This window comes from Chitinophaga niabensis (assembly GCF_039545795.1).
Lineage (GTDB): Bacteria > Bacteroidota > Bacteroidia > Chitinophagales > Chitinophagaceae > Chitinophaga > Chitinophaga niabensis_B.
Window position 1 is genome coordinate 6,870,774 of record NZ_CP154260.1, and the last position, 25,044, is coordinate 6,895,817.

Here is a 25,044-nt window from a genome sequence, read left to right on the forward strand (position 1 = left end):
GTTACAATGGGCAGTTATTTTGCTGAAATACAGTGATTTAGCTTTGCGCAGATTGTTGCCCCCGGTATTCGTTGGGTGCACAGAGGTAACGTTTTTTGAACTCCCGGAAGAAGTAGGACTGGTTATTGAAACCGGTACGATAGAAAATTTCGGAAACGGTGAACTGGGTGGAAGTGAGTAAATGGGCCGCATGTTTCAGGCGGATGTGTTTAATGAACTCTCCGGGTGTCATATTGGTCATCGTTTTTAATTTACGATAGAGCTGCATTTTGCTCATGGCCAGTTCTTTTTCCAGAACGGCGGCATTTAGTTCCGGCTCGTCCAGTTTTTCTTCAATGATGCGCACCAGGTGCTGGATAAATTCTTTATCTGTATCCGGCATGTCTGCTGTGGTAATGTTCTCATTGTTCCTGAAAAGATCATGCATCCGTTGGCGGTATTCCAGCAATTTCCGTACCCGCACCATTAAATGGGCAATATGAAAGGGTTTGGCGATATAGGCATCCGCTCCTACTTCATACCCTTCCGTTTTATGTTCCACACTTCCTTTGGCAGATAATATAATAAAAGGTACCTGGCAGGTGGCGGGAGCGTTCTTTACTTTATTGCAAAGGGTAAGGCCATCCATATCCGGCATCATAATGTCACTGATAATGAGGTCAGGGATCACTTTCGCCATCAGGTCCAGTGCCTCTTTTCCATTTTCAGCCTCATAAATGGTATAATGGTCTTTTAAGATATCCTTCAGCAGGTAGCGGATACCCGGTTCGTCTTCCACTACCAGGATGTTCTTACGGTTGTTGTCCGGCGAGAGTTGTTCAATAATGGCCCGCTTGTTATTTTCTTCCGGGGAAATGACCGATTCCCTGTAGGAAGTGAGGGACTCATATAAATAGGAGGGTTTGTCTGAAATGAGTTGGGCATTTTCGCCGGCAGTGGTTAAAGGGATGCTTACTTTAAAGGTGATCCAGTCTTCCACGCAGCTGGCGGTTATTTTCCCCTGCAGCATGGCCACCAGCTGTTTGGTGAAGGCAAGCCCTATCCCTGTACCAAATTTTTCATTGCCGGGTTTGGCCACGTAGAATTTGTCAAACAACTTATCCAGTTGATCCGGAGGAATATGGCTGCCGGAATTGCTGACCGCTATTTCCAGTTGCCCGTTACTTTCTGCGGCGCTGAGTTCTATCTTTTTACCGCCATGTTTAAAGGCATTGGATAAAAGATTGAAAAGGATCTTTTCCAGTTTGTCTTTATCCACCCAGGCTTTGATATCCGGTGGGATGTTCCGTTGGTAATCTATACCGTTCTGTTCACTGAGTGTTACAAAAGGATCGGTGAGGTTATTCAGCAGGTCTGATACATGCAGGTAGCTGTATTGATTATTGTGGAAGCCGGCCTCTGCTTTCCGGAATTCCAGTAATTGCTGTACAAGATAAGTAAGGCGGGAGGCCTGCTGGTGAATAAGGTTGAGGAAATAAGGTTTCTCCTTTTTATCCATGAACCGTTCCGCGGAACCCATGATCAGCGTGAGGGGCGTTTGCAGTTCGTGCGCGATATTGGTGAAAAAGCCCAACTGCCCCTGGTGGATCTCTTCTTCCTTTACCCGCATGAGATGTTCTATGCGGTATTGATAGAAAAGGTAACCGAGGAAGGATAATATAATGATATATACAAGGAAGGCAGGAAAGGTAAGCCAGAAATACTGTTGTACCTCAATATTCAGCAATACGGTCTCATTTGTCCATACCCCTTCTCCGTTAGACCATTTTATCCTGAAAGTATAATGGCCGGGTAAAATATTGCTGTAAGCAATCTTTCCATTGGTGCCGGGGTAATGCCATACTTTATCATAGCCTTCCAGGTAATACGCATATTCACATTTATCCGCATTGAGGAAGCTGATAGCTTTTGCATCCAGGTCAAAATAACCGTCTTTGCGGTGAATGGTATAATCAAGGGTTTTGTTGGCGGCTGGCCGGAGTACTGTACCATGTGTACTTACACCACCCATGACAATATTGGAGATAAGCAGGTTGGGGCACCAGCTGGTATTCCTGATCCTTTGCGGCAGAAAATAATTGAAGCCTGAAGTGCCGCCTATAAAAAGATGATCGGAGGAATCTTTCCATACAGCCCCATCGCAGAATTCATTACTCTGCAATCCATCTGCCTGCTGGTAATAGGAAACGGTTGCTTTATCCGGCTGCACTTTGGCCAGTCCTTTATTGGTAGTTACCCAGATGTTGCCGGCATTGTCTTCCTCAATAGCATGAATAGTATTATTAGGTAAACCATTTTCCGTGGTGAGTTTCCGGAATGCAGGTTCCTCTTTTGCCGCGTCTGCCTGGTTGATCCAGTTGAGGCCGTAACTGGTGCCCACCCATATCCTGTTGTGGCTGTCACTATAAAGAGAGAGTACATCATTATTGGAAAGGCTGCCTTCGTAGGTGAAGGCTTTGAAGGTTTTGAAGCGCCGGGTCCTTTTATCCAGCAGGCTCAATCCTCCATACCGGCAGGCTATCCAGATATGATCAGGGTCTCCGGATGCAAGGGCATAAATGATATCATTGGCAGGGCCGGTGTTGCTGCCGTTGAAAGTGTATTGCTCCAGGAAAACAAGACTGATACTTCCGTTATTATTCAAACGCAGTTTCAGGTGAATGAGTCCATAACTGCTGGTACCCAGCCATACGGAATTGTCTTCATCCTGCAGGATGGCATAAACGGAACCGAATTCCGGATGTTTGTCGTATCCCTCTATACCGGCCCATTTGTGGAACTTCCGGTTGCGGGTATCGTATACACCGATGCCTTTTCCATCCGTACCAATATAGATCAACTGATCCCTGCCTTTTTTCAGGGCGTAAACGGCATTGTTATCCAACTCGCCGGGAGATAAAAAATAGTTCCGTTTTGTAAGGTCTGATCCCGGCTGCCAGAAATTGGGCAGTTCAATAATACCACTGCCTTTTGTGCCTACCCAAAGGTTACCGTTATATTCACAGAATGCGCGGACGGGTTTGCTGTATGGCATGTCTGCATCCGCCGTGGCAATGGAGCCGAAGGGTTTTGTTTTTGGGAATATTTTGATCATACCATTTCCATCAGTACCGTACCATAAGATCTGTTCACTGCCTAAAGCCCATGCGGTGATACGGATGTTCTGCATTTGCCGGGCTTCCTGTTCCAGGAAGTCAGCAGGGCGGAACTGGTTGTCAAACACACCAAACCCTTTGCCGGACCAGGCAAGCAGGTAATGATCATTATAGCGGACCATCGCCGTCAGGCCATTTTTCAATTGCAGAATGGGCTTTGCTGTGTTGCCGGCGAACTGGTATAATTGATTGTCTGCCGTAGTGAAGAACAGCTGTGTTTTAACCACAAAAAAATTAGTGACCTTTTGCTGGATGCTTTGTGATCTTTTGAACTGCTGCCCGTTCCAGGTATATTTTTCCAGCCCGCCTGCCTGATTGATCAGCCATAAGGTATTGCTATCATCAAAAGCGAATTTGCTGATCCCTGCCCCCGGGAATTTAAAAACACGGAAAGAATCTGCTGTGGCATCATAGCGGGTGAGCCCATATTTTTGTGTGAGGCAGAAAACCGTGCCGGCAGTATCTACGGCCAGTTGGAATTCCTGTTCACTGATTTTGCTGCGCTGGTGCTGCTGGTAGAAATAATTATAGATCCTGCCGCTGTGTTTTTCATAGCGGGAGATGCCTTCGATGGTGCTGATCCAGATATTCCCTTTTTTGTCCTCCGTGATATATTGTATCACGTTATTGCCTATACTTTTCAGGTCGTTTTCTTTGCTGTAATTGAAAACGTGGAAAGAAGAGCCATCATACCTGTTGAGTCCATCCCAGGTGGCTACCCAGATGATGTCGTCCGCATCTTTATAAATATAATTGATGGCACTGTTGGAAAGGCCGTTACGGTTATCCAGGTTCTGGAGGAAATATTTATCGGCAGGCTGTGCATGGGCAGGGAGCAAATACAATAAACATCCCAGCAAAAGGAAGCATGATCTTAAAGGTTGTAGCTGAAATGCGAATAACATGGTATACCTGCTTGTTTGATCCATGCGCCTTAAGCACAAATAATAAATGGGTGGTGGGATGAAAGTACAGTTTTGGTTCGGGTTGCTTATCATGCCTGACCGGCGTGGATATAGTAAATTTAATCTTTTTCAGTTACTTTTTAAGGAGTATCTTTCTGGCCATGAACACGATAAAGGAAACCGATGTTTGTATCATCGGGGCTGGCCCGGCCGGCGCAACGGCAGCTTTGCAATTACATCAGTATAATATTCCCTGTATAGTAGTAGATAAGGCGGTATTTCCGAGAGATAAGGTATGTGGAGACGGATTGAGTGGAAAAGTACTCGCCATTCTGAACAGTATCGATCCCGCTATCGGCGAAAGGCTGGTGGCCCTGCAGGATAAGGAGGATAGCTGGGGTGTTACTTTCATTGCTTCCAACAGGGCATCGCTGGATATTTCATATAAACCGGTGAATGATGGGGCGGCAGGTTTCGTTTGCAAACGGATGGTGTTTGATAATTTCCTGGTAGATGAAATGAAGCGTTGCGGAAATATTGAATTGATAGAAGGTACAGGCATTGATAAATATACTTTGCAGCAGGATGGATATCTGCTCAGTAATGCTTCCGGTTCCTTACAGATCAAAGCGAAACTGATCATCGTGGCTAATGGGGCTCATTCTTCTTTTACAAAAGATGTGGCAGGTATACAGCTGGAGCCAAAACATTATTGCGCAGGTCTCCGCGCTTATTATAAGAATATTAAAGGGCTGCATCCCAAAGGGTATATCGAATTGCATTTTCTAAAATCTCTGCTGCCGGGTTATTTCTGGATCTTCCCCTTACCTAATGGAGAGGCAAATGTAGGAGTAGGAATTTTGAGTGAAGTGGTAAGAAAGAAGAAACTGAACCTGCGGAAAATGCTGCAGGATACATTGGAGAATGATCCGGTGCTGAAAGAACGTTTTAAAGATGCCGTGCTGATAGATAAAATAGATGGATATGGATTGCCTTTAGGTAGTAAGAAAAGAACGCTGAGCGGCGAACGGTTTATGCTGATCGGGGATGCCGGTCACCTGATAGACCCTTTCACCGGAGAAGGTATTGGTAATGCACTGTATTCCGGAAGGTTTGCAGCAGAGCAGGTAAAACGGGCCATTGCTGCCAATGATTTTTCTGCCACACAGCTGAAAGCATATGATGAAACGGTCCATCGTAAACTGGGCACTGAATTAAAACTCAGTGCGCGTTTGCAAAAACTGGTGCATCGCCCATGGTTGTTTAATTACCTGATGAAACTCGGCATGGGGAATAAACAATTACGGGAACTGATGTCCTGCATGTTCTATGAACTGGACCTGCGGAAGAAATTAGCGAAGCCTTCTTTCTATGTTAAGTTGTTGTTTAACAGGGCTTAAATGGGCAGGTTGGGGTTGAATGTCCCCACCATGGCATATATATTGTTTTTGAATTGACTGTTACCGGTTAGTAGTTTGTTTGTTAGCGCCTGTAAGCATCATGGCATGAATTTGATGAGGGAATAGTAAACCTTATCTTATGGCAAAGAAGAAAGCTAACCCAAAGAATACCATTCCGGACAAGAAATTAGCAGACCTCAATCCAGACCGTGTAGATAGTACCGGTGAATTTATGACCACAGACCAGGGTCTGAGAATTAACGATGATAATAATTCTTTAAAGGCTGGCGAACGCGGTGCTACATTGCTGGAGGATTTTATCCTCCGTGAAAAGATCACACACTTTGACCATGAGCGCATCCCTGAGCGGATCGTACATGCGCGCGGATCTGCGGCCCATGGATTTTTCCAGGTATATAAATCGATGGAGAAATACACCAAGGCGGGTTTTCTGCAGGACCCTTCCGTTAAAACCCCTGTATTCGTAAGGTTTTCTACTGTTGCCGGCTCCCGTGGTTCAACAGACCTGGCGCGGGATGTAAGAGGTTTTTCCGTGAAGTTCTATACAGAAGAAGGGAACTATGACCTGGTAGGTAATAACATGCCCGTGTTCTTCATCCAGGATGCGATTAAATTTCCCGACCTGATCCATGCCGTAAAACCGGAACCGGATCATGAAATGCCACAGGCCGCTTCCGCACATGATACTTTCTGGGATTTTATTTCTTTAACACCGGAGTCTATGCATATGATCATGTGGGCAATGTCAGACAGGGCCATTCCCCGCAGTTATAGAATGATGGAGGGGTTTGGCGTGCACACATTCCGTTTTATCAATGCAAAAGGAAAGTCGCACTTTGTGAAGTTCCATTGGAAACCTTTACTGGGAATACATTCTGTGGTATGGGACGAAGCGCAGAAGATCTCCGGTAAAGACCCGGATTTTCATCGCAGGGACCTGTATGAAGCTATCGCAAATGGGGCTTTCCCTGAGTGGGAGTTTGGTGTGCAGATAGTGGCAGAAGAAGATGAGCATAAATTTCCATTCGACTTATTAGACCCTACTAAAATAATTCCGGAGGAAATTGTGCCCGTTATGCGGATCGGCAAAATGACACTGAACCGTAATCCGGATAATTTCTTTGCTGAAACAGAGCAGGTAGCTTTTCATCCGGGGCATCTTGTACCCGGAATCGATTTTACCAATGACCCGCTTTTACAGGGACGTTTATTCTCTTATACAGATACGCAGTTATCCCGCCTGGGCAGTCCTAATTTTCATGAGATACCCATCAACCGGTCTGTGAATACGGTGCATAATAATCAACGGGATGGTCACATGCGTCAGCAGATCAATGTAGGTAAAGCCAGTTATCATCCTAATACTACGGGTGGCGGATGCCCTTTCCAGGCAAAGATGGCAGAAGGTGGTTTTACGTCTCATGAAGAAAGGATAGATGCAAAAAAGGTACGTGGGCGCAGCAGGAGTTTTATGGATTTTTTCAGCCAGGCTACTTTGTTCTTCAACAGCCAGTCTGAACCAGAGCAAAATCATATCGTGGATGCATTAAGGTTTGAATTAGGTAAGTTGGAAACACCTGCTATCCGTGAACGTATGGTAGGTTTGCTGGCGAAAGTAAGTACACAGCTGGCGCAGCGCGTGGCAGATGGATTGGGAATAAAGGTAGTGAAACCACAGGAGCCGCTCAATCATAATTTTGGTGCGGATGCAAATCCGAGAGACTTTCAGAATAACCCTGTTCCTCAGGGCATAGAAAAATCTCCTGCGTTAAGTATGGCCAACACAAGAAAGGATACGATCAGCACAAGGCAGATCGCAATACTTGCAGCAGATGGTGTGGATGGAGTTTCTTTAAGTAAGATGAAAGCTGCGCTGGAGGCAGAAGGCGCTCAGGCGAAAGTGATTGCACCACATGGAGGCATGATCAAAAATGCGAAAGGTGCAGACATTAAAGTGGATATGACTTTCCTCACAGCTGCATCTGTTTTGTTTGATGCTGTTTTTATACCCGGAGGAGAAAGAAGTGCAGCTGCTTTGATCAATGAGCCGGATGCCATTCATTTCATCAATGAAGGGTATAAACATTGTAAAGCAATTGCTGCGGACGGGCAGGGATTGGATGTTTTGAAAGCAAGCTTTGTAAATCTTAAAAGTGATGGTGTGATCACCGGAGAAAAGGCATTGGAGAAAGCATTTATTAAAGCCATCGCGCAGCACCGTTTCTGGACAAGAGAAAAGGTGCCTGCATGATGTAAATATAGGATAGATAAAGAAGGGCCCTGGGTTTCATATTCAGGGTCTTTTTTTATTCATTTTGTTTCAAATAAACGGAAAATACGCCTTTAAAATGTTTCGATATACTTTCAATTTATTGTTATTTCTCATAACTAGTTGATTTTCATTATTCATAAAAAGTTTCGAATAATTGGAATTATCCGTACATTTATTAGGTATTAAAGCAATGCAGGGGAGCAAATAATTTAACCTGATAAAAAGCCCTGAGGAGAAGCCCTCATAACACAACCTATTTAACGAATTTTTCTACACGCATCTGACTGCCGTTGAGCGATCAACGGGAGAACGGATTACTTATGCACATTAACCTTTAAACCATGAAAATCTTAATCCGAAGAAACATGTTATGACCGGTGGCACTTACGATACATGGATCTGGCTGCGGGCAAACATTGGCCCTGATTACATGTATTGTTTGCAAGTAAGGCTACCGGAATGAACCTGCCCGCATCTCCATTTTGAAGATCATCCCACTGCGGATGATATGGACATGTGTATAAAATTTAACCTGACGGGTTTCCTAAGAATTAAAAAAAGGTCTTAAGTTGTGGAGCTTAAGACCTTTTCTTATACCTGTACCTATGACGGAATTTAGGAAGTACTATTTCGGACTTGCATTGGGCTACCTGTTATTCAATTGGTTGATTCAGTTTGCCTCTCACACCGGCGTTCGCTTAGAAAATATTTATACTCAAAAACTAATTGTTGAAACTATCGTACTGGTGATTAATCTGGTTTTTCTTTTATTGTATGCCCTGTACGAAAACACCTGGATCAAAGTAGCATTTATCCTGTCCCAATTGCTTGCAGCAGGCCTTTATGGTTTCTTTACCATCAGGATGTTCTTTACGGAGTTCAGCTTACTTTCTTTTATCATATACGATCTGTTCCTGTTCTGCAATATGATGTTCTTTAACCAGCTGGTTTTTAAGAAGTCTTTGTAAGCGTACTTAGTATTTTCAGTTTATCAATGATCAGTAAGATAATGAACACGGATAAGGATATGCATACGAGTGATACAGCAAGTATGGCATAGTACTGTATCGTCCATTCCGTAGCCGTTTTTAAACGGCTGAGAAAACTGATCCCTTTTTTGGGTGCGCCTTCAAAAAGAGAGAAGCGGATGCTGCAGAATTCATTCTCTGCATCAAAGTTGCCCAACTCAACGCCCAGCTCCTGCAACTTTGTTTCTATTTCCAGGATCTTATCGTGCAGGGAAACATAATCACTGATCACACCACTCCTTGATCTTAACTCGTTCAGCGATAATAATGTTTTTTCAAGCGATGCTTTTTTAGCATTCAATTCCCTGTATTCATTGGTTTTATCGATCTTGGTGATCTCAGTGGAATTGATCTTACCAATGTCCTGAACCGCAGTATAGAAGCTGTCGAATTTTTCCGGGCTCACGCCTATCAGTAAATGGATTTCCCTGTAGCCCTTGTTACCCGTATTTTGTTCATATTGAATAACACCTTCAAAATCTTTTGTAGTGTTTTTGATGGCCGAGGCATCTTTATCGAATGCTGTGCTTTTAGTTCTTACAGTAGCTGTTTTCTCATATTTCTGAGAAGCAGCAAAACTTGCCTGCCCGTCCACATCGGGTTTTGAATAACCTTTTTCTGAAGCATAGTTCTTCCTTATGTTCGCTACACTGCTAAAGAAGTCTCCCGCATTATCGGAACTGGCAATGATGTCCGTGGCTACATAACCATAGATCAATCTGCAAATGAGCATGAAAAAGAAGAGAGCGATGAACCATCTGGCGATCTTCCAGAATCGTTGTTTAAGTTTCATAGGGTGAGGATTGGCGTTAAAACTGAAAGGCCTTAAGTTATGAAACTTAAGGCCTTTTCTTTCGTGGAGGATATCGGACTCGAACCGATCACCTCAAACATGCCATGCTTGCGCTCTACCAGATGAGCTAATCCCCCGAAGGCTTGAATGGAGTGCAAATTTAGCCGCTTTTTTGATAAAACAAAAAATATTCTCCCGGCAGGGCAAACCGGGAGAAGTATATTTTTATGCTTTATATGTGCTGCAGAACACTGATCCGGCCCTGTTCCCCTACCCGGGAACAGGGCCTTGTGTTTGGATCAGTTATCCGCCATCCTATCGGCTAGAATTGGAGCCGGTACATGAGGTCCGGGAAAAAGCCTATCTGGTTGAGGGTGCCCACCTGTTTCAATACCTGGTTGTAACGTTGCGTGAATACGTTCTCCCGGTTACTTACATTTTGCAGATCTAAGAAGATGGTGTGGGAGATCTTTCGTTTCGCATTATTCAGCCGGAAGCCAAAACGCAGGTCTGCCCTGAAATAAGAAGGGAGGCGTTCCGCATTATATTTCGATTCATCCAGTTTTTCTACGCCGGCGGCAACAGAGGCAGGAATATCCACAGGTGTATAATATCTGCCGCCTGCATTGGCTACTTTAAGATCTACCGTAAAAGCGTTTTTACCATCTTTGCCCATCTTCCATTCGCGGCCTGCCAGTATATTGAGCACTACCCTGTTATTAAAAGTGGAAGCTCTTTCCACACCATCGCTGCCTTTATACTTCGCATCAAAAACGGAGGCGGTGGTGAGGAGATAGAATCCACTGCTGAAAAACTTTTCTACTGTTAGTTCCACACCCGTATTGGTTCCTGTGCCGTTGTTCACTAAACCCGCCTTTTCAGGAAAGGTGAAATCTGCACCTGCATTGAGTACAGAAAAACCACTGGGTTGTTGTTCCACCGGCGCATTGTAGATGGATTGATGGTACAACTCTGCTTTCAGGCGCCAGTCGCGGGCAAAAGACCAGTCGTACCCCAATACATAATGATGTGCTTTAGTAAGTCCCAGGTCACGGTTGGATTGATCATAAGTGCCATCTGGTTTCTGTGACTGATAGAGATAGACAGGTAAGGGCTGTTGCTGGCTGTGCAGGCCATAGCTGAAGGTGAGTGTTTTCGTATTGTCGATCGCGTAACTGAGGGAAGTCCTTGGTTCTATATTGGATGTTTCATTGAAGCCATAATAGATACCATGTACACCCGCATTAAGAGAAAGTTTATCGGAGAAGCGGTATTTGCCCTGAAGGTAAGGTTGCAGTAATAAAGAACTTCCGTCATAAGCCCTGGTGGTTGTCCAGTCCGCCTGCTCAATCCGGGTTTGAACGTAAGTGTCCAGCCCCTGGATCTCAGCCAGTACACCACCTCTTGCCGTGAACCTTGTATTGATCTTTGAATTGATATAGGTAGAAAGGCGAAGGCCGGTATTGGTGGTTGTTCCGTAAACAACATGTTTACGTTCTGTTTCGGTTTCGTTGTATTTGTAGGTATCTCCTTCGTTGCCGGAATAAGAATAAGATAGGATAGAACGGATGAAGGAATTGCGGCCTACATCAATTGTGTGTTTGAGCCCTACCACACCCATTCTTGAGCGGAAATAAACATCTTCATCCTTATTGGCAAAGAGGTCTGTTGAATCAAGGTCTTTCCCGATAAAATCTATCTGGCTGGTACCGCCCATGCCAAATAAACTGAACTTACCGAGTTTGGAATCTGCGAAGCTGAGGTTGAAGATCAGGTCCTGGTACTGTGGTGTGGCCTGCGTGCCTACATTCAAACCAAGCGATTGTGCGAGTTGTGCAAAAGAGTAACGGTAGCCTACCAGGAAGGAGGCGCCTTTTTTACCAATGGGCCCTTCTATCATCGCTTCCAGTCCGCTGAACATATTCAGTTGCAGGGTCTTTTCCACTTTCTCTTTATTACCTGTGCGCAAAGCAATATCGAATACAGCACCGGTAGCATTTCCATATTCAGCAGAGAAAGCGCCGGTATAGAAATCAGAGTTCTTCAATGCATTGGTGTTTAATGCACTTACCGGGCCGCCTGTTGTACCCAGTGTGGAGAAGTGATTGGGATTAGGGATGGGGATCCCTTCCATTCTCCATAATACTGCTGTAGGCGCATTACCGCGCACCACAATGTCGTTACGGGAATCATTGGTAGTGGCTACACCCGCAAAGTTGCTGGCCAGCCGGGATGGGTCATTGCGGCCTCCGGCATAACGGGTTACATCGTCCATATTAAAAGAGCGTGCACTGCTGCCGGCAAATTCATTGGCTGCATTTCCTTTACGCGCTCTGCCGGAAGAGATGGTAACCCCGCTTAAAGAACTGATGTTTTGATCCATCGGAATGTCCAGCGCCACCTGTTTTCCGGAGGTGACCAGCACTTCCGGGATAGCCACTGTTTTATAACCCAGGAAAGTAAAGGAGATCCGGTGACGGCCGGGCGGTACACCTCTTATTACATAACGGCCTGTTGAATCTGTTATGGCACCCATGCCGGTACCCGTTAGTTGTACCGCTACATGTGCAAGCGGCCTTTCAGATGCTTTGTCTGTTACAATACCGCTGATCGTTTGGGTGTTGTTCTGTGCCAGGGTAGGGAGGGAACCAAAGATCAATAGTGATAGGAGAAAGTGTTTCATAGCGAATAATTGTGTGCGTTAAGCAGCTAAATTGCACACTCCTCCCTGTCCGTAAAAACAAAGTATGCCATCTCTGGCAACAATGCGACATCCACACGGTATGTGCAGACGACTTAATCTTTCAGGTTCCTGGGATCTATAATGGAAAAGAGATTTTCACGATGAGAATCGCTGATAGGTATGATGTGTTCATTGATGTAAATACGGTTCTTGCGGATAGCCGTTATTTTGTCCAGTGCTATGATATAGGATTTATGTACCCGTATAAACCTGGACGGTGGCAGTTTTTCGGAGATGGCTTTCATCATCAGCCGCGTAACGATGGGTTTGGTGGTATGGTGTAAATAGATCTTGATATAGTCTTTTAGCCCTTCAATATAACTGATGTCGTTAATGGCGATCTTCACCAGGTTGTATTCCACATTCACAAAGAAGTAATCGGCGGCAGGATTTACAACCGGTGCCTTTTTGAGGGAATGATATTCTGCCGCTTTGTTCACTGCCTTGAGGAAACGTTCAAAGGGTACGGGTTTTACGAGGTAATCCAATACATCCAGTTCAAAACCATCCAGCGCATATTTCTTATAGGCCGTAATAAAGATCACCATGGGCCGGTTGGTCATGCCCTGCAGGAATTGCGTGCCTGTAAGCCCTGCCATCTGGATGTCCAGGAAGATCAGGTCAATGGGTTCACGCTGCATCACTTCCATTGCCTCATAGGCATTATTGCACCGCGCTACCAGTTGCAGGAAGGGGATTCGCCGGATGTTATCCTCCAGCAGGTCCAGCGATAACAGCTCATCATCAACTGCCAGGCATCTGATCATTTAAATAGATTTTAAGAGATGCATTAAAGTAATTATCGTTCTTAACGGCACTGAGCGTATGTTTATTGGGATAGAGCAATTTTAACCGCCTCTCCAGGTTGGTAAGCCCTATGCCCGAAGTTTTATCTTTTGTTTCAAGGCTTCCGGGATTGAACTTGTTCAACACTGTAAGCGAAAGTTCTCCCTGGTGCACTTCCAGGTCTATGGTGATCTCCGGATCTTCTATCAGGCCAATACCATGTTTGAAAGCATTCTCTATCAAAGGTATTAATAACATGGGTTCAATAGAGAGTTCTTCCGGGGGATGATTGTTCCGGAAAGTGATGCGCACCTGGTGCCCGAAACGTAAGGTCTGCAGGTCTATATAGCTCTGGATATAATCGATCTCTTTCCGCAGGCATACTTTCTCTTCATCCGATTCATACAGCATGTAATGCATGAGGTTGGAGAGTTCCAGCAAGGCCGGTTCCAGCTTATCTGATTTTTTGCGGGCCAGCGATACAATACTGTTCAGGGTATTGAACATAAAATGCGGGCTTACCTGTGAACGCAGGAATACCAGTTCTGTTTTCAGGTTCTCCTGCTGCAGCCGCTGATCCTGGATAAAATGAATGATCAGCATATAGGAGGTACCCGTGGCCATTACAGCCATACTGATCAGGAACTTGATAATAATACCTACCCAGAGGATAGAATTGTAATGCGCGTCAAACTGTGCTACGGCCACCGCGCTCAGTACAGCTATAAAAATACAGAGGCTGGTGAGGATGATGAGATACTCTTTGATCCTTTTCTTCAGAAAATACCGGGGGTACAGGTAATACACCATGATATAGAATACTACCACCTGTGCCATTGTAAATACCATCTTGCTGATGGAAAAGAATTCGGGCTTACCCGTTCCATCTTTAAGCGGTAACAGGAAAAGCGGTACCCCTATACTGGGTACCCATAGAAAGAAATGCAGGATCAGGTTGACCCGTTTAGTTGACAACATCACAATAAAACTACTTAATTCTTCTCCATTTATTGCGCCCGGAGACGAATAGACCGGGTCTGCCTTCCAGTGGGTTATTTGTGCAGACAAAAAAATTTACAGGATTAATTTGGTTATTTGATTACATGCTGTATATTTGTCTACAGAATTAGTAGACTAATAGGATACATAATTTACCACCACAAAACAACCAGGTTGCTTACAACGCTTCCTGTATCTTATTGAATTAAATGCATTTGAAATGAAAAATCTCAAACTCATGCGTTTTGTGGTAACATCTCCCACAAATTTACTTTTAGCTGATGGTGGTACCATGTGTTGCCATCGAATGTAATCTTCCGTTTTAAAAATATGGAACCAACTATATAAGCTTTTGTCGGGCAGCGGGAGAAGTGTGCGTCACCTATTACTTGGTGGTAAATTATCTGGCGCCGCAGAACCCGCTTTTGCCTGACACCAAATTTGCACATCACCAACCATTATCAATCACCCAACCATTCATTCGTTCCCGGCGCCACGCAACGTGGTGCCGGCTCAGAATGAAGTCTGAACCTGCTTTTCCCCATGCTGCTCGCTGCATTGATCATATATCTTTTTAAATCCTTTAAACGATTGCATGAAAAAAGAGGTTTGATAACATCAGACCTGAATTCGGATAATTAGTCTATATGATTGATCTGTGAAATGCCCGTGGAATTCGCTTCCATGGGCTATTTGCTTATATTTGCCGTATGTACGCGCTTATCCTTGAAAACATATCCCGTTATGTGGCCCTCGATCTGCAGGAGCAGGCACACTTTACTGCAGCATTACAACACAGAACACTACGCAAAAAAGAATTCATCCTGCAGGAAGGAGAACTTTGCCGTTATGATCATTTTGTGATCAAAGGCAGTTTGCGGCAGTATGAAATTGATGAAGAAGGAAGGGAACACATCATGCAGTTTGCTTTTGAAGACTGGTGGATAGGAGACTGGTACAGTATGTTAACCGGCACAGCTTCTGTTTATAATATTGATGCATTAGAGGATTCAGAAGTATTGCTGATAGATAAAAACCGTTTGGATGAACTGTTCCTCGAAATACCCAAACTGGAAAGATACTTCAGGATCATCATGCAGCATGCGTTTGTAGCGCAGCAAAGGAGGATCCTCTTTCTCCAGAAACCGGCAGAAGAACGGTACGCAGATTTTTACAGCCGCTACGGCCATTTTGAACAAAGGGTGCCACAGCAGCAGATCGCTTCCTACCTGGGCATTACCCGCGAAACACTGAACCGGGTGAAAAATAAACAGTGATATATATCACAGATTAGCAGCAGCCGCTGCAGCAATTTTGTAGCCTAATTCAGGGTACACATGTTACAAACTTGTTTTTCTACAGACAATGGCTGGACGGGCCTCATCCTCCGGCTTACATTAGGGATTGTTCTTTTCCCCCATGGTGCACAGAAAATGTTCGGCTGGTTCGGCGGGCCGGGTTTCTCAGGAGAAATGCATCATCTTACCCAGCAGGCAGGCCTGCCTGCTTTTGTGGCGGTGCTGGTAATTCTCATAGAATTCTTTGCTGCCTTAATGCTGATAACAGGAGCCGGTAGCCGTATTGCCGCAGTAGCCGTAATAGGTCTGTTCATTGGCATCATCTGGTACGTGCATGCCTCTATGGGATTCTTCATGAACTGGTTTGGCACCATGCCGGCAGGGCACGAAGGTTATGAGTATCATCTCTTAATTATCGGCCTCGCCATTGCTTTAGTCTTCACCGGCAGTGGCCGTTTTTCTATCGACCGCCTGATCTTCCCCTAAATTTCTGTAAATTAATGTGCAGAAAGTATGAAGATTCTAATCATTGAAGACGAACAGGCACTGAGTAAAAGCATTGCTACCTACCTCGCAGCGGAAAATTATACCTGCGAGGTAGCGGCAGATTGTAAAACGGCGCTGGACAGGATAGAGACATTTGAATATGACTGCATCCTGCTGGATATCTCCCTGCCGGACGGCAACGGGTTGCAGGTATTGCAGGCCCTGAAACGGGACCACAAAACAGAAGGGGTGATCATTATTTCCGCCCGGGATTCCATTGACGACCGGATCAAAGGTCTTCAGCTGGGGGCAGACGATTACCTTACCAAACCATTTCATTTATCTGAACTCAGTGCAAGGATCGCCGCAGTGATCCGCCGCCGCCGTTTTTCCGGAAGCAATACCCTGGAAGTGGGAGGGCTTGTGCTGGATACACAGGCACGAACCGTAAAGGTGAACGATCAAACAGTTGACCTTACCCGCAAGGAATACGATCTCCTTTTATATCTTGTTACCAATCGCAACCGCGTTATTTCCAAACACGCCATTGCAGAACATTTATCAGGAGACGGAGAAGGGCTTTTTGATAATTACGATTTCATCTACGCCCACATGAAGAACCTGAAGAAGAAACTATTACAGGCCGGCTGGCAGGATCAGATCAAAGCAGTATATGGTATGGGTTATAAAATGGATGTGCCATGAAACTGCTGAATAAAACCGTGCAATATTATTTCCTGCTTTCCGTAGTACTGCTGCTGGTAGCGGTGCCTGTTTTTTATTTTGTACTGCAGCGTATAGTGATCGCTAATGTGGATGCGAGGTTGATAGCCACCAAAACCCAGCTGATCCCACGTTTGCAGGTAATGGAAAATAAACAGCCTTTACTGGATAATGATATTACATTAGAAAAATCCGGCAGGCCCGGTGCAAAAGATTCCCTCTATACATCAGATAAGGGCACTTACCGCCTGCTTACTTCTTACCTGGTGATCAACCAGGAAACCTATCGGCTGCAGATCAAATCTTCCCTGGCTAATCACCAGGCGCTGATCACCAGCATCATTATCCTGCAGGTACTGCTGCTTTCCCTGCTGTTGGCAGGTTTGCTGCTGATCAACAGAAGCCTGGCCAGGCAGGTATGGAAACCATTCTATAATACCCTCCGCAAACTGCGTGCGTATAAAGTAGACCAGGTGGAGCCTTTGCAATTGCCGCATTCCAAAGTGAATGAATTTGAAGAACTGAATACGGCAGTGGAACAACTCGCGGAACGCAGCAGAAAATCCTATGTGGCGCAGAAAGAATTCGCGGAGAATGCTTCTCATGAAATGCGTACACCGCTGGCTATCTTCCAGGGAAAACTGGAACTGCTCATGCAAACAACGCCGCTCACAGAAGAGCAGGCTACCCTCATAACGGATATGGCTTCAGCGAGCCAGCGGATGGCCAGGCTGAACAAAGGCCTTATTCTGCTCACCCGTATTCAGAACGGGCAGTTCCCCGAAACAGAAGAAGTGTCCATCAAAAAAATGACGCTTCACCTGCTGGAGCAATACCAGCAGCAGATGCAGCAAAAGGAATTAATATTGGAGCAGCATTGGGAAGAGGATCTGCATATTTCCGCTAATCCCACATTGATAGAAGTGTTGCTCAGCAACCTGCTGGTGAATGCCATCCGGCATAACCTGAAGGGGGGGCAGATCATTGTGAAACTCTCCGCCGGTGTATTGACCGTTCAGAATACCGGCCAGTTATATGCCCTTAATGCCAACCGGCTTTTCCAGCGCTTCTCCAAAAACAGTGCGGATACGGAGAGTATGGGCCTGGGGCTGGAGATCGTGAAAAAGATCTGCGACCTGTACCAATTTGAGATCAGTTATGCCTACGAACATCCCCTTCATACTTTCCATGTTATAATGAAACGTTAAAACCCGCCCGGTCTTCCCTTTTATTCAGAATGTATTCAGAATGCCCCGTGAATTTTACGGTATCAATTAAAAAACTGGATACTATGAATAAGAAATTCACATTTGCCGCCATAGCATTAGTTGCGGCAGGGGTTGCAGGAGGGTACGCTATCAGCGCTACCACCAACAAGCCCTACAACAGTATCTTACAGGATGATCCCAAGCCCCTTGTTCAAACTTCTTATACCGGTTCTTCCGCAAATGCAGCACAACCGGTAGATTTTGAAAGAGCAGCAGGTACGGCGGTTCCTTCTGTGGTACATATCAGAACCGTTGTTAAGTTCAAACAGGCCAGCATACAACAACGTGGCCAGCGGGGAGATAATCCCTTTGGTATGGATGATGATATTTTTCAACGGTTCTTTGGCGATGAAGGCGGTTCCCGCCAATTCCGCCGTCCGGACCAGAAAGCTTCCGGTTCAGGTGTGATCATTAGTGAAGATGGATACATTGTTACCAATAACCACGTGGTGGATGGTGCAACAGAAGTGACCGTAACACTGAATGACCGTAAGAACTACTCCGCAAAAGTAATAGGTACAGACCCTAATACAGACCTGGCATTGGTGAAGATCGATGCAAAAGGTTTGCCTGTAATGCCTTTGGGTAATTCAGACGAAACTAAATTAGGGCAATGGGTACTGGCCATTGGTTATCCGCTGAACCTGGATGTAACCGTTACACAAGGTATTATCAGTGCCAAATCCCGCAACATTGGTATTAACAGGCAAGGCTCTGCCCCGGTAGAAGCTTTCCTGCAAACAGATGCTGCAGTGAACCCTGGTAGCAGTGGTGGCGCATTGGTGAACACAAATGGTGAACTGGTAGGTATTAACGCAGCGATTGCTTCTCCTACAGGTTCCTATGCAGGGTATGCTTACTCCATTCCTTCTAACCTCATGAAAAAGGTGATAGGGGATATTATGAAGTATGGCTCCGTACAACGCGGATACCTTGGCATCAGCATGGCGCCTGAGAACCTGGAAAATGCACAGAAGAAAGAATTAGGTATCCCAGATAACCTGAATGGGGTGTTTGTAGTGGATACAGATCCGAGTGGTGCAGCAGCAGCTGCCGGTGTGAAAAAAGGAGATGCGATCACGAAAGTGAATGATGTGGCAGTTACTTCAGGCGCACAACTGTCTGAACAGATCGCCCGTCAGAAACCGGGAGATAAAGTGAGTCTTACCTTGTTAAGAGCTGGAAAGGAAAATGTGGTGAATGTTACACTGAAAGGAAAAATGGGCGCTATGGCCAGTCAGATGGCTGCTGCGGTTGAATCCCTTGGTGCTGAACTTAAACCCCTTTCCCCGGAACAGGCCAGGAAACTGGGTATCGCCGGCGGATTACAGGTAACGGATATCAGCGATGGCGTATTAGATGCCCAAACGAATATGAAGGAAGGATTTGTGATCACCAAAGTGGGTGGAATTCCGGTAAAGAACCTGGATGAGCTGAAAGCAGCGCTCGCAAAACAAAATGGAAATTTTCAGATCGAAGGTACTTACCCCGGCAGTGGAAATGTTTATTACTACGGGATCAACGATTTTAACAGATAAGGGTTTAAGGATTAAAACTGAAAAGGCTTCTTCATTTTTATGAGGAGGCCTTTTTTTATTGTTCTTTAAAGATGTTCTCTATCACTTCTTTCAATTCCTTTGGCTGCAGGGGTTTCTTTAATAATCTTACCACCAGCGGATTGGCATTGGTACGGGAAATGTCGCCAAAATCAAGTGAAGAGGAAACCATGATGATGTACACCTGGTTCTTGATCTTCTGAGGATAGGAGTCAAAAGACCGCAGGAATTCAAACCCGTCCATTTCCGGCATCTGAATATCCAGCAGAATAACAGTAGGGGGGATGTGCGGTAAAGTGATATTGCTGGAAAGGAACTCCAGTGCTTTATTGGCATTACTGAATGCGAGGATTGTTCTGCTGATCTGCTGTATGGATATCAGCCGTTCATGCAGTAGCAGATCGATGTCGTTATCATCTATCAGTATGACGCGAAGATCAGGAATCGAATTCATTTCTGTTTGGAATAGAAATTTCAAATTGTGTGCCTTCTCCGTAACGGGAATCTACACTGATAGTTCCACCGATCTTGCTTAAAGCTTCCTTTACAATGTATAAACCAATGCCACTTCCGGGTTTATTGTTATTCTTTGAACGGAAGAACATTTTAAAGATATTGCTCAGATGCTCACTCAGGATGCCTATCCCGTTATCTTCTATCCGGATGGTAGCCTTATGGGGTTCTACTACTACATTCAGGTTCACCTGAGGATATGCTTCTTCCGGTTTCTGATATTTAACGGCATTTGAGATAAGATTGTTCAGTATGACACTTATTCTGAAGAAATCCCCCTTGAACGGCACATGCTGATCGATCTTTACCTTGAAACTGATGGTAGTGTTCTGGTGTTTGAAAGTATCTATACAGTCGTTAATGAGGGCTTCAAAATCTATTTTCTCGTATTCCAGGTCCAGCCGGGAATTACGGTAGTATTCAATGATCTTTTGTATGAAACTGTCCAGCCGGGTAATGCAGACCTCTATCATGTTCATATAGCCCTGCGGATCTGTAAGGCTTTGGTCCAGCCGGCTGAGGTTAATGATACCCTGAACACTCATCAGTGGTGCCCTGAGATCATGTGAGGTGGAGTAAATGAAACGGTTCAGTTCATCATTTGTTTTCTCCAGCTCTGCCACTTTTTCCTTGAGCTGTTTCCTGGCGGAGTATATCTCGTAAGCGTTATTAATGGTTTTGAACAGTTCATGTTCATCCCAGGGTTTCTTGATGTAGGAGAAGATATGCCCTTTGTTAATGGCATCAATAATGTCTTCCACATCGGTGTAACCGGTGAGCAGAATGCGGATGGGGTCTGGTAAGATGTCTTTGATCTCGTTGAAGAATTCTACTCCCGTAGTGGTAGGCATCTTCTGGTCCGCTATGATGATGTGTACTTCTATGCCTTTCAGTACCTGCATACCTTCTGCAGCAGAGTTGGCAGTATAGATCTCATAACTCCTCCGGAAGTTGGCGCGGAAGGCATTTAAGTTGTGTACCTCATCATCGATGTACAGTATCCTGATTCGGTTATTTTTCATTGAGGGTTTATTAGTTAGGACATATAACTCTGAGTACTTGGCACATTCTGAGGTAAATATATAATAAATTCCGTTCCTATACCCGGTGTGGATTCTACCAGTATCTTACCCTGATGTTTCTCGATTATGCTAAATACGATGGACAGGCCTAAACCGGTTCCTTCGCCTACGTCTTTCGTTGTAAAGAAAGGCTCAAAGATCCGCTCTTTCACCTTGTCCGTCATGCCGATGCCGGTATCCCTGATCCCTATGCTCACCTGTTTGTTTTCCATCAGGCGGGTGGTAATGGTCAGTTTTTCATCTCCCTGAACCGGCTTCATCTTAATGGCATTCAATGCGTTGTTGATGATATTGAGGAAAACCTGGTTCAGTTTACCGGCATAACATTCAATCTTGGGTAATTCCCCAAAGTCCTGTATGACGGTCACATTCTTGGGCATGGTATTGCGGAGCAGCACCAGCGTGGAATTAATACCTTCATGAATATCAACGGATTTAAGATCGCTTTCATCCAGGCGGCTGAATGTTCTGAGGCCTTTTACGATCTCTGCCGTACGGTTGGCACCATCTTCAATTCCTTTGATCAGGGAATCTATCTCCGTGTGTACGTATTCGATATCTATCTGCTGTTTATAGCGGTCTATTTCCTTTAACTGCTCTTCTATATTCCCATTGGGCCCCAGCTCTTCGTACTTTTTCAGCAGGCCTTTGAGGTCTTCGAAGTCCAGTTTCAGGGGTTTGATATTGGAGGTAACGAAGTTAATAGGGTTATTGATCTCATGCGCAATACCGGCGGTAAGCTGACCGAGCGAAGCCATTTTCTCAGATTCCACCAGTTGCGTTTGCGCTTCTTTGAGGTTGGTAAGCACTTTGTTCAGCTCTTTATTACTGGTTTGCAGCTCTTCTGTTCTTTCCTGCACTTTGGCTTCCAGTATAATGTTCTGCTCGCGCACGAGTTGCTCATTTTCCTGGGATACCAGCAGGGCCATGGCCTGCGATTCTTCTTTCTCTTTCCGGTAGATATTGATCTTATTGGCCAGTGCGAAAGACAGCAGGGTTACTTCTGCTGCAGAACCTACCTGCAGGGCATAGTAAGTAAAGTCGTTATAAGGCAGCACATTAAAGTTCCGCATTACAAACACTACCACACTGGTGAGGAAAATGCCCCATGCCACCAGGAAGTAACGGGCAGGGATAAATCCTTTCAGGCTTACTTTGATGCCTACAAAAATGGCCAGCAAGGAAGCGGACATGGCCGTCATCTGGGTCATCATGTTGGCAATCAGATGTTGATCCAGGAAAGTGGGGATCAGGCAAAGCAGGTAAGCCACCACCACGGCGGTAAGGATGGTATGCCCTACTTTGTATTTCTCGCGTGTATGTAAGAAAGACTGAATGAATATGGCGGCCGTGATACCATTGAAAATGGGTATCAGCAAGGTATCGTGTGTGGCAAACCAGGTGTTGTTGGGCCAGAGGAAACGGAAAGTATAGCCCTGCTGCGATGCCTGTGTTAGTCCTACGCAGATGATGTAACCCACGTAATACAGGTAACTGGTGTCCCTGATGGAGATATAGATAAAAAGGTTGTACAGCGCCATTACGAGAATGATGCCGATGTAAAGGCCGAATATGAAGTTTCGTTCCGTGTTCTTGAAGTTCATGGTGGTTTCCACACCCAGGTAAACCGGCAGCTGTGCCTGTTCGCCGGCCCTCACTTCAAAATAGAATTCGCGGGTTTCACCCTTTGGGATCTCCAGCGGGAATATGTAGTTCTGATGATTGTAAGGCCGTTCTTTAAATGGTTTGAGCTGCCCCAGCGCTACTGTTTTATATCCGCCGCCCGGCAGCGCTTCGTATAAAGTGATCTCGTCAATGGTAGGGTATTCCACTTCCAGCAAAAGCCGGTTCACATCCGTTTCGTTTTTGATGGAAAACTTTGCCCAGTTGGTGAAAGCGGAGATCTGGAGGTTGGGAACTTCCTGGCCGGATGGCAGGAAGCGCTGTTTAATGATATCGTTGATGGTAAGCTTGTTGCTACTGTCACTATAGAGTTCCAATGATGCTCCTATTTGCATGAGTTTGGAGCTATCTCTGAATACGACGGGTTCACCTGCTTTGGAATATTGGCTCCAGAGCAGGCCAAGGAATACTAAAACGAAAAAGCGTATAGGCATTGGAATACGAAATTGAACATTAAGTTACTGCGCTTTGCGCAGCAAACATAATAGTTTATACCCATTGCGGGAGCCCTAGCTGATAATTTACTTCAAACGATCCTTTGGGGCCGGTTTCTACCCGTATCTGGTTAGGGTTTTTTCTCAGGTTAAAAATAAGGTCTCTTTCGCTCTGGTCCGCGCTGGACACTTCATGCACATCTCTGATAATCATGGCAGTAGCTACCAGGTCGTCTTTAGGGTAATAGAACACACCTTCATTTCCCAGGGAGGTATCGATCACGGCACCAACTCGTTTGGCCCCCCGGGTTGTAATGGGGGCACAGAGTACGTGTACATTATCTACGGGTAGCTGGGTCATGAGTGCCACGCATACCCTGCTCAGGATGAGACTTCCAATACCCATGCCTGCTACTTCCTTTGAATTCCACAGGCCGCAGATCTCTGCGCTGCCGATCTTTACATCCGAATAGATCTTTGGATCGTATTTACCGATAGCCAGTTCAATAGGCAAGGGTAATACCCCATCTGCCATCTGTACCCTTGCACCACCATAGGTTTTTGTACCGGTATCATCTTCCACGATCACCACAACGGTGTTCTTATGAGAGATCCAGTCTACATTTCCGGAAGTGATCTTATTGATCCCGAAGTAGATCTGTAATAGCTTGCTGTGGCCCTCATAGAACCGCATGCACGCTTCCGGATCATCCGGCGCCATAAAAGCCCTTACATTTATCGATGCACTCATTGATTGCTCTTTTTGTTTACTGTGGGCATTATTGAATGAGTTGATCAAAGTCTACATAATACCTGCCTGATGACTGCAGCTCACCCAACAGGATCCTTCTGCAGGTATCTGCCACAAGTGCCCCGCCGAGCATCACGGAGGAAGCCAGTTGCGGCCAGGTTGTGATCGTTTTACCGATCTCTCCAAGCGATTGTTTCATCCGGGGGCTCATATCTTTCATACCAGCCATAGGCCCCAGAATGGGTATCTTTTCTTCATTGGTAAGGTTGCGTAATACGCTCAGGTCTGCGATGTCTGGTATCAGGCCATGTAAGAGAGGGTAATCCTCTTCCAGGTCATAACGTTCAATATCCAGCATGCCCCTGTCGTTAGTGTCCATCACTACGGGAACTTTCAGTGCTTTGGCCCTGATCCTGCTGAGGATCTTCACATCCACGCCATCACATTCTTCTACCAATACATCCAGTTTGCCCCCTTCTGTGAAGAAACCATGCAGGTTTTCTTCTGTGGCACCATCCGTATAGCACTTCACTTTCATGAAAGGATCCAGCTCCAGGATTTCCCGGGCAGCTATGATCACTTTGGGAAGGCCAAGGTTAAAAACTCCGGTACGGAGCCGGTTCAGATTGGAAAGCTCAACAGTATCGAAATCTGCCAGCCTGAGCTCTCCGCAGATCCGTTCCATCGTCAAAGTTAAGGCAATCGTCTGCCCCACAGACAAACCGATCACCCCAATTCGTTTGCTTCCCAGAATGTCTCGCTCCTCAATAGTTATTTTATGCAGGTTGCGCGAGGTGCGCATGGTAATAAACTCTTGTTCGTCCAGCAGGTGTACAACTTTTCCTGCCCATGGATAATATACCCATACACCGTAATCTTCCGGGGCAATACCTCCCAGGTGTGTTTTAATGGCGGCGGCTGACTCTTCTGCCGTTAATGGCCGTGATGGATGTTTACTCTTGATCAATTCCTTTAACTGACCTTCTAACTCATCATAGACGCTTATCTGCGGGTTATCCTGCAACAATTTCAGCAGGGCCTCCTTCTCCTTCCCAATGGTGGGCCGGTAAAAAAATGGCAAATAGGTCAACGGCTCATGCCTTGTCTTCTGTACGCGATCCTGAATCATGCTGCTTCTGGACTTGATT

Annotated in this window: 18 protein-coding genes and 1 tRNA gene; 8 read left to right on the top strand and 11 right to left on the bottom strand. The window is 45.5% G+C overall.

Annotation, left to right across the window (positions count from 1 at the left end; all coding sequences use genetic code 11):
* Nucleotides 1-37: 37 nt before the first annotated feature.
* Complete coding sequence (locus tag AAHN97_RS27745; RefSeq protein WP_343305321.1) at nucleotides 38-4,060, bottom strand: hybrid sensor histidine kinase/response regulator transcription factor; 4,023 nt, start codon at nucleotides 4,058-4,060, stop codon at nucleotides 38-40.
* A 161-nt stretch (nucleotides 4,061-4,221) separates the two neighbouring features.
* Here AAHN97_RS27745 and AAHN97_RS27750 point away from each other — a divergent pair, with 161 nt between their 5' ends.
* From AAHN97_RS27750 to AAHN97_RS27760, 3 genes are all read left to right on the top strand, one after another.
* The gene (locus AAHN97_RS27750; protein WP_343305322.1) at nucleotides 4,222-5,460 is read left to right on the top strand and encodes an NAD(P)/FAD-dependent oxidoreductase; all 1,239 of its coding nucleotides are present in this window, start codon (nucleotides 4,222-4,224) and stop codon (nucleotides 5,458-5,460) included.
* 139 nt (nucleotides 5,461-5,599) lie between these two features.
* A complete protein-coding gene (locus AAHN97_RS27755; protein WP_343305323.1) occupies nucleotides 5,600-7,732 on the top strand; it encodes a catalase in 2,133 nt (710 codons plus the stop codon).
* A 626-nt stretch (nucleotides 7,733-8,358) separates the two neighbouring features.
* On the top strand, nucleotides 8,359-8,721 hold the full coding sequence (locus tag AAHN97_RS27760; RefSeq protein ID WP_343305324.1) for a hypothetical protein: 363 nt from the start codon (nucleotides 8,359-8,361) through the stop codon (nucleotides 8,719-8,721).
* On the opposite strand, the gene AAHN97_RS27765 is transcribed toward AAHN97_RS27760, so the two are convergent.
* From AAHN97_RS27765 to AAHN97_RS27785, 5 genes are all read right to left on the bottom strand, one after another.
* Complete coding sequence (locus tag AAHN97_RS27765; protein ID WP_343305325.1) at nucleotides 8,705-9,574, bottom strand: DUF4349 domain-containing protein; 870 nt, start codon at nucleotides 9,572-9,574, stop codon at nucleotides 8,705-8,707. The genes AAHN97_RS27760 and AAHN97_RS27765 overlap by 17 nt on opposite strands.
* A 64-nt stretch (nucleotides 9,575-9,638) precedes the next feature.
* Nucleotides 9,639-9,711 (bottom strand) — tRNA-Ala (locus AAHN97_RS27770).
* Between the two features lie 185 nt (nucleotides 9,712-9,896).
* Entirely contained in the window at nucleotides 9,897-12,257 is a 2,361-nt protein-coding gene (locus AAHN97_RS27775) for a TonB-dependent receptor (RefSeq protein ID WP_343305326.1), read from the bottom strand.
* A 113-nt stretch (nucleotides 12,258-12,370) separates the two neighbouring features.
* Entirely contained in the window at nucleotides 12,371-13,084 is a 714-nt protein-coding gene (locus tag AAHN97_RS27780; protein WP_343305327.1) for a LytR/AlgR family response regulator transcription factor, read from the bottom strand.
* The gene (locus tag AAHN97_RS27785) at nucleotides 13,062-14,171 is read right to left on the bottom strand and encodes a sensor histidine kinase (RefSeq protein WP_343305328.1); all 1,110 of its coding nucleotides are present in this window, start codon (nucleotides 14,169-14,171) and stop codon (nucleotides 13,062-13,064) included. Before AAHN97_RS27785 ends, AAHN97_RS27780 begins: the two co-directional genes overlap by 23 nt.
* Nucleotides 14,172-14,812: 641 nt before the next feature.
* On the opposite strand from AAHN97_RS27785, the gene AAHN97_RS27790 reads away from it, so the two are divergent.
* From AAHN97_RS27790 to AAHN97_RS27810, 5 genes are all read left to right on the top strand, one after another.
* Entirely contained in the window at nucleotides 14,813-15,379 is a 567-nt protein-coding gene (locus AAHN97_RS27790) for a Crp/Fnr family transcriptional regulator (RefSeq protein WP_343305329.1), read from the top strand.
* A gap of 60 nt (nucleotides 15,380-15,439) precedes the next feature.
* Entirely contained in the window at nucleotides 15,440-15,886 is a 447-nt protein-coding gene (locus AAHN97_RS27795) for a DoxX family protein (protein ID WP_343305330.1), read from the top strand.
* A 27-nt stretch (nucleotides 15,887-15,913) separates the two neighbouring features.
* The gene (locus AAHN97_RS27800; protein WP_343305331.1) at nucleotides 15,914-16,591 is read left to right on the top strand and encodes a response regulator transcription factor; all 678 of its coding nucleotides are present in this window, start codon (nucleotides 15,914-15,916) and stop codon (nucleotides 16,589-16,591) included.
* On the top strand, nucleotides 16,588-17,817 hold the full coding sequence (locus AAHN97_RS27805) for a sensor histidine kinase (RefSeq protein WP_343305332.1): 1,230 nt from the start codon (nucleotides 16,588-16,590) through the stop codon (nucleotides 17,815-17,817). The genes AAHN97_RS27800 and AAHN97_RS27805 overlap by 4 nt, the downstream gene beginning before the upstream one ends.
* 83 nt (nucleotides 17,818-17,900) lie before the next feature.
* Nucleotides 17,901-19,415 (top strand): trypsin-like peptidase domain-containing protein, encoded by a 1,515-nt coding sequence (locus AAHN97_RS27810; protein WP_343305333.1) that lies wholly within the window; start codon nucleotides 17,901-17,903, stop codon nucleotides 19,413-19,415.
* Nucleotides 19,416-19,470: 55 nt separating this feature from the next.
* Here AAHN97_RS27810 and AAHN97_RS27815 read toward each other — a convergent pair whose 3' ends face one another.
* Genes AAHN97_RS27815 through AAHN97_RS27835 form a run of 5 tightly spaced genes read right to left on the bottom strand, consistent with a single transcriptional unit; the run spans nucleotide 19,471 to nucleotide 25,025 of the window.
* The gene (locus AAHN97_RS27815) at nucleotides 19,471-19,887 is read right to left on the bottom strand and encodes a response regulator (protein WP_074240852.1); all 417 of its coding nucleotides are present in this window, start codon (nucleotides 19,885-19,887) and stop codon (nucleotides 19,471-19,473) included.
* Nucleotides 19,871-20,968 carry a sensor histidine kinase gene (locus tag AAHN97_RS27820; RefSeq protein ID WP_343305334.1) on the bottom strand — a complete coding sequence of 366 codons (1,098 nt, stop codon included), beginning with the start codon at nucleotides 20,966-20,968 and terminating at the stop codon, nucleotides 19,871-19,873. The genes AAHN97_RS27815 and AAHN97_RS27820 overlap by 17 nt, the downstream gene beginning before the upstream one ends.
* 14 nt (nucleotides 20,969-20,982) lie before the next feature.
* Nucleotides 20,983-23,145, bottom strand: coding sequence for a sensor histidine kinase (locus AAHN97_RS27825; protein ID WP_343305335.1), 2,163 nt, complete (start codon nucleotides 23,143-23,145; stop codon nucleotides 20,983-20,985).
* Nucleotides 23,146-23,200: 55 nt separating this feature from the next.
* On the bottom strand, nucleotides 23,201-23,896 hold the full coding sequence (locus tag AAHN97_RS27830) for a hypothetical protein (RefSeq protein ID WP_074240849.1): 696 nt from the start codon (nucleotides 23,894-23,896) through the stop codon (nucleotides 23,201-23,203).
* Nucleotides 23,897-23,924: 28 nt separating this feature from the next.
* On the bottom strand, nucleotides 23,925-25,025 hold the full coding sequence (locus AAHN97_RS27835; protein ID WP_343305336.1) for a ThiF family adenylyltransferase: 1,101 nt from the start codon (nucleotides 25,023-25,025) through the stop codon (nucleotides 23,925-23,927).
* Between the last annotated feature and the right edge of the window lie 19 nt (nucleotides 25,026-25,044).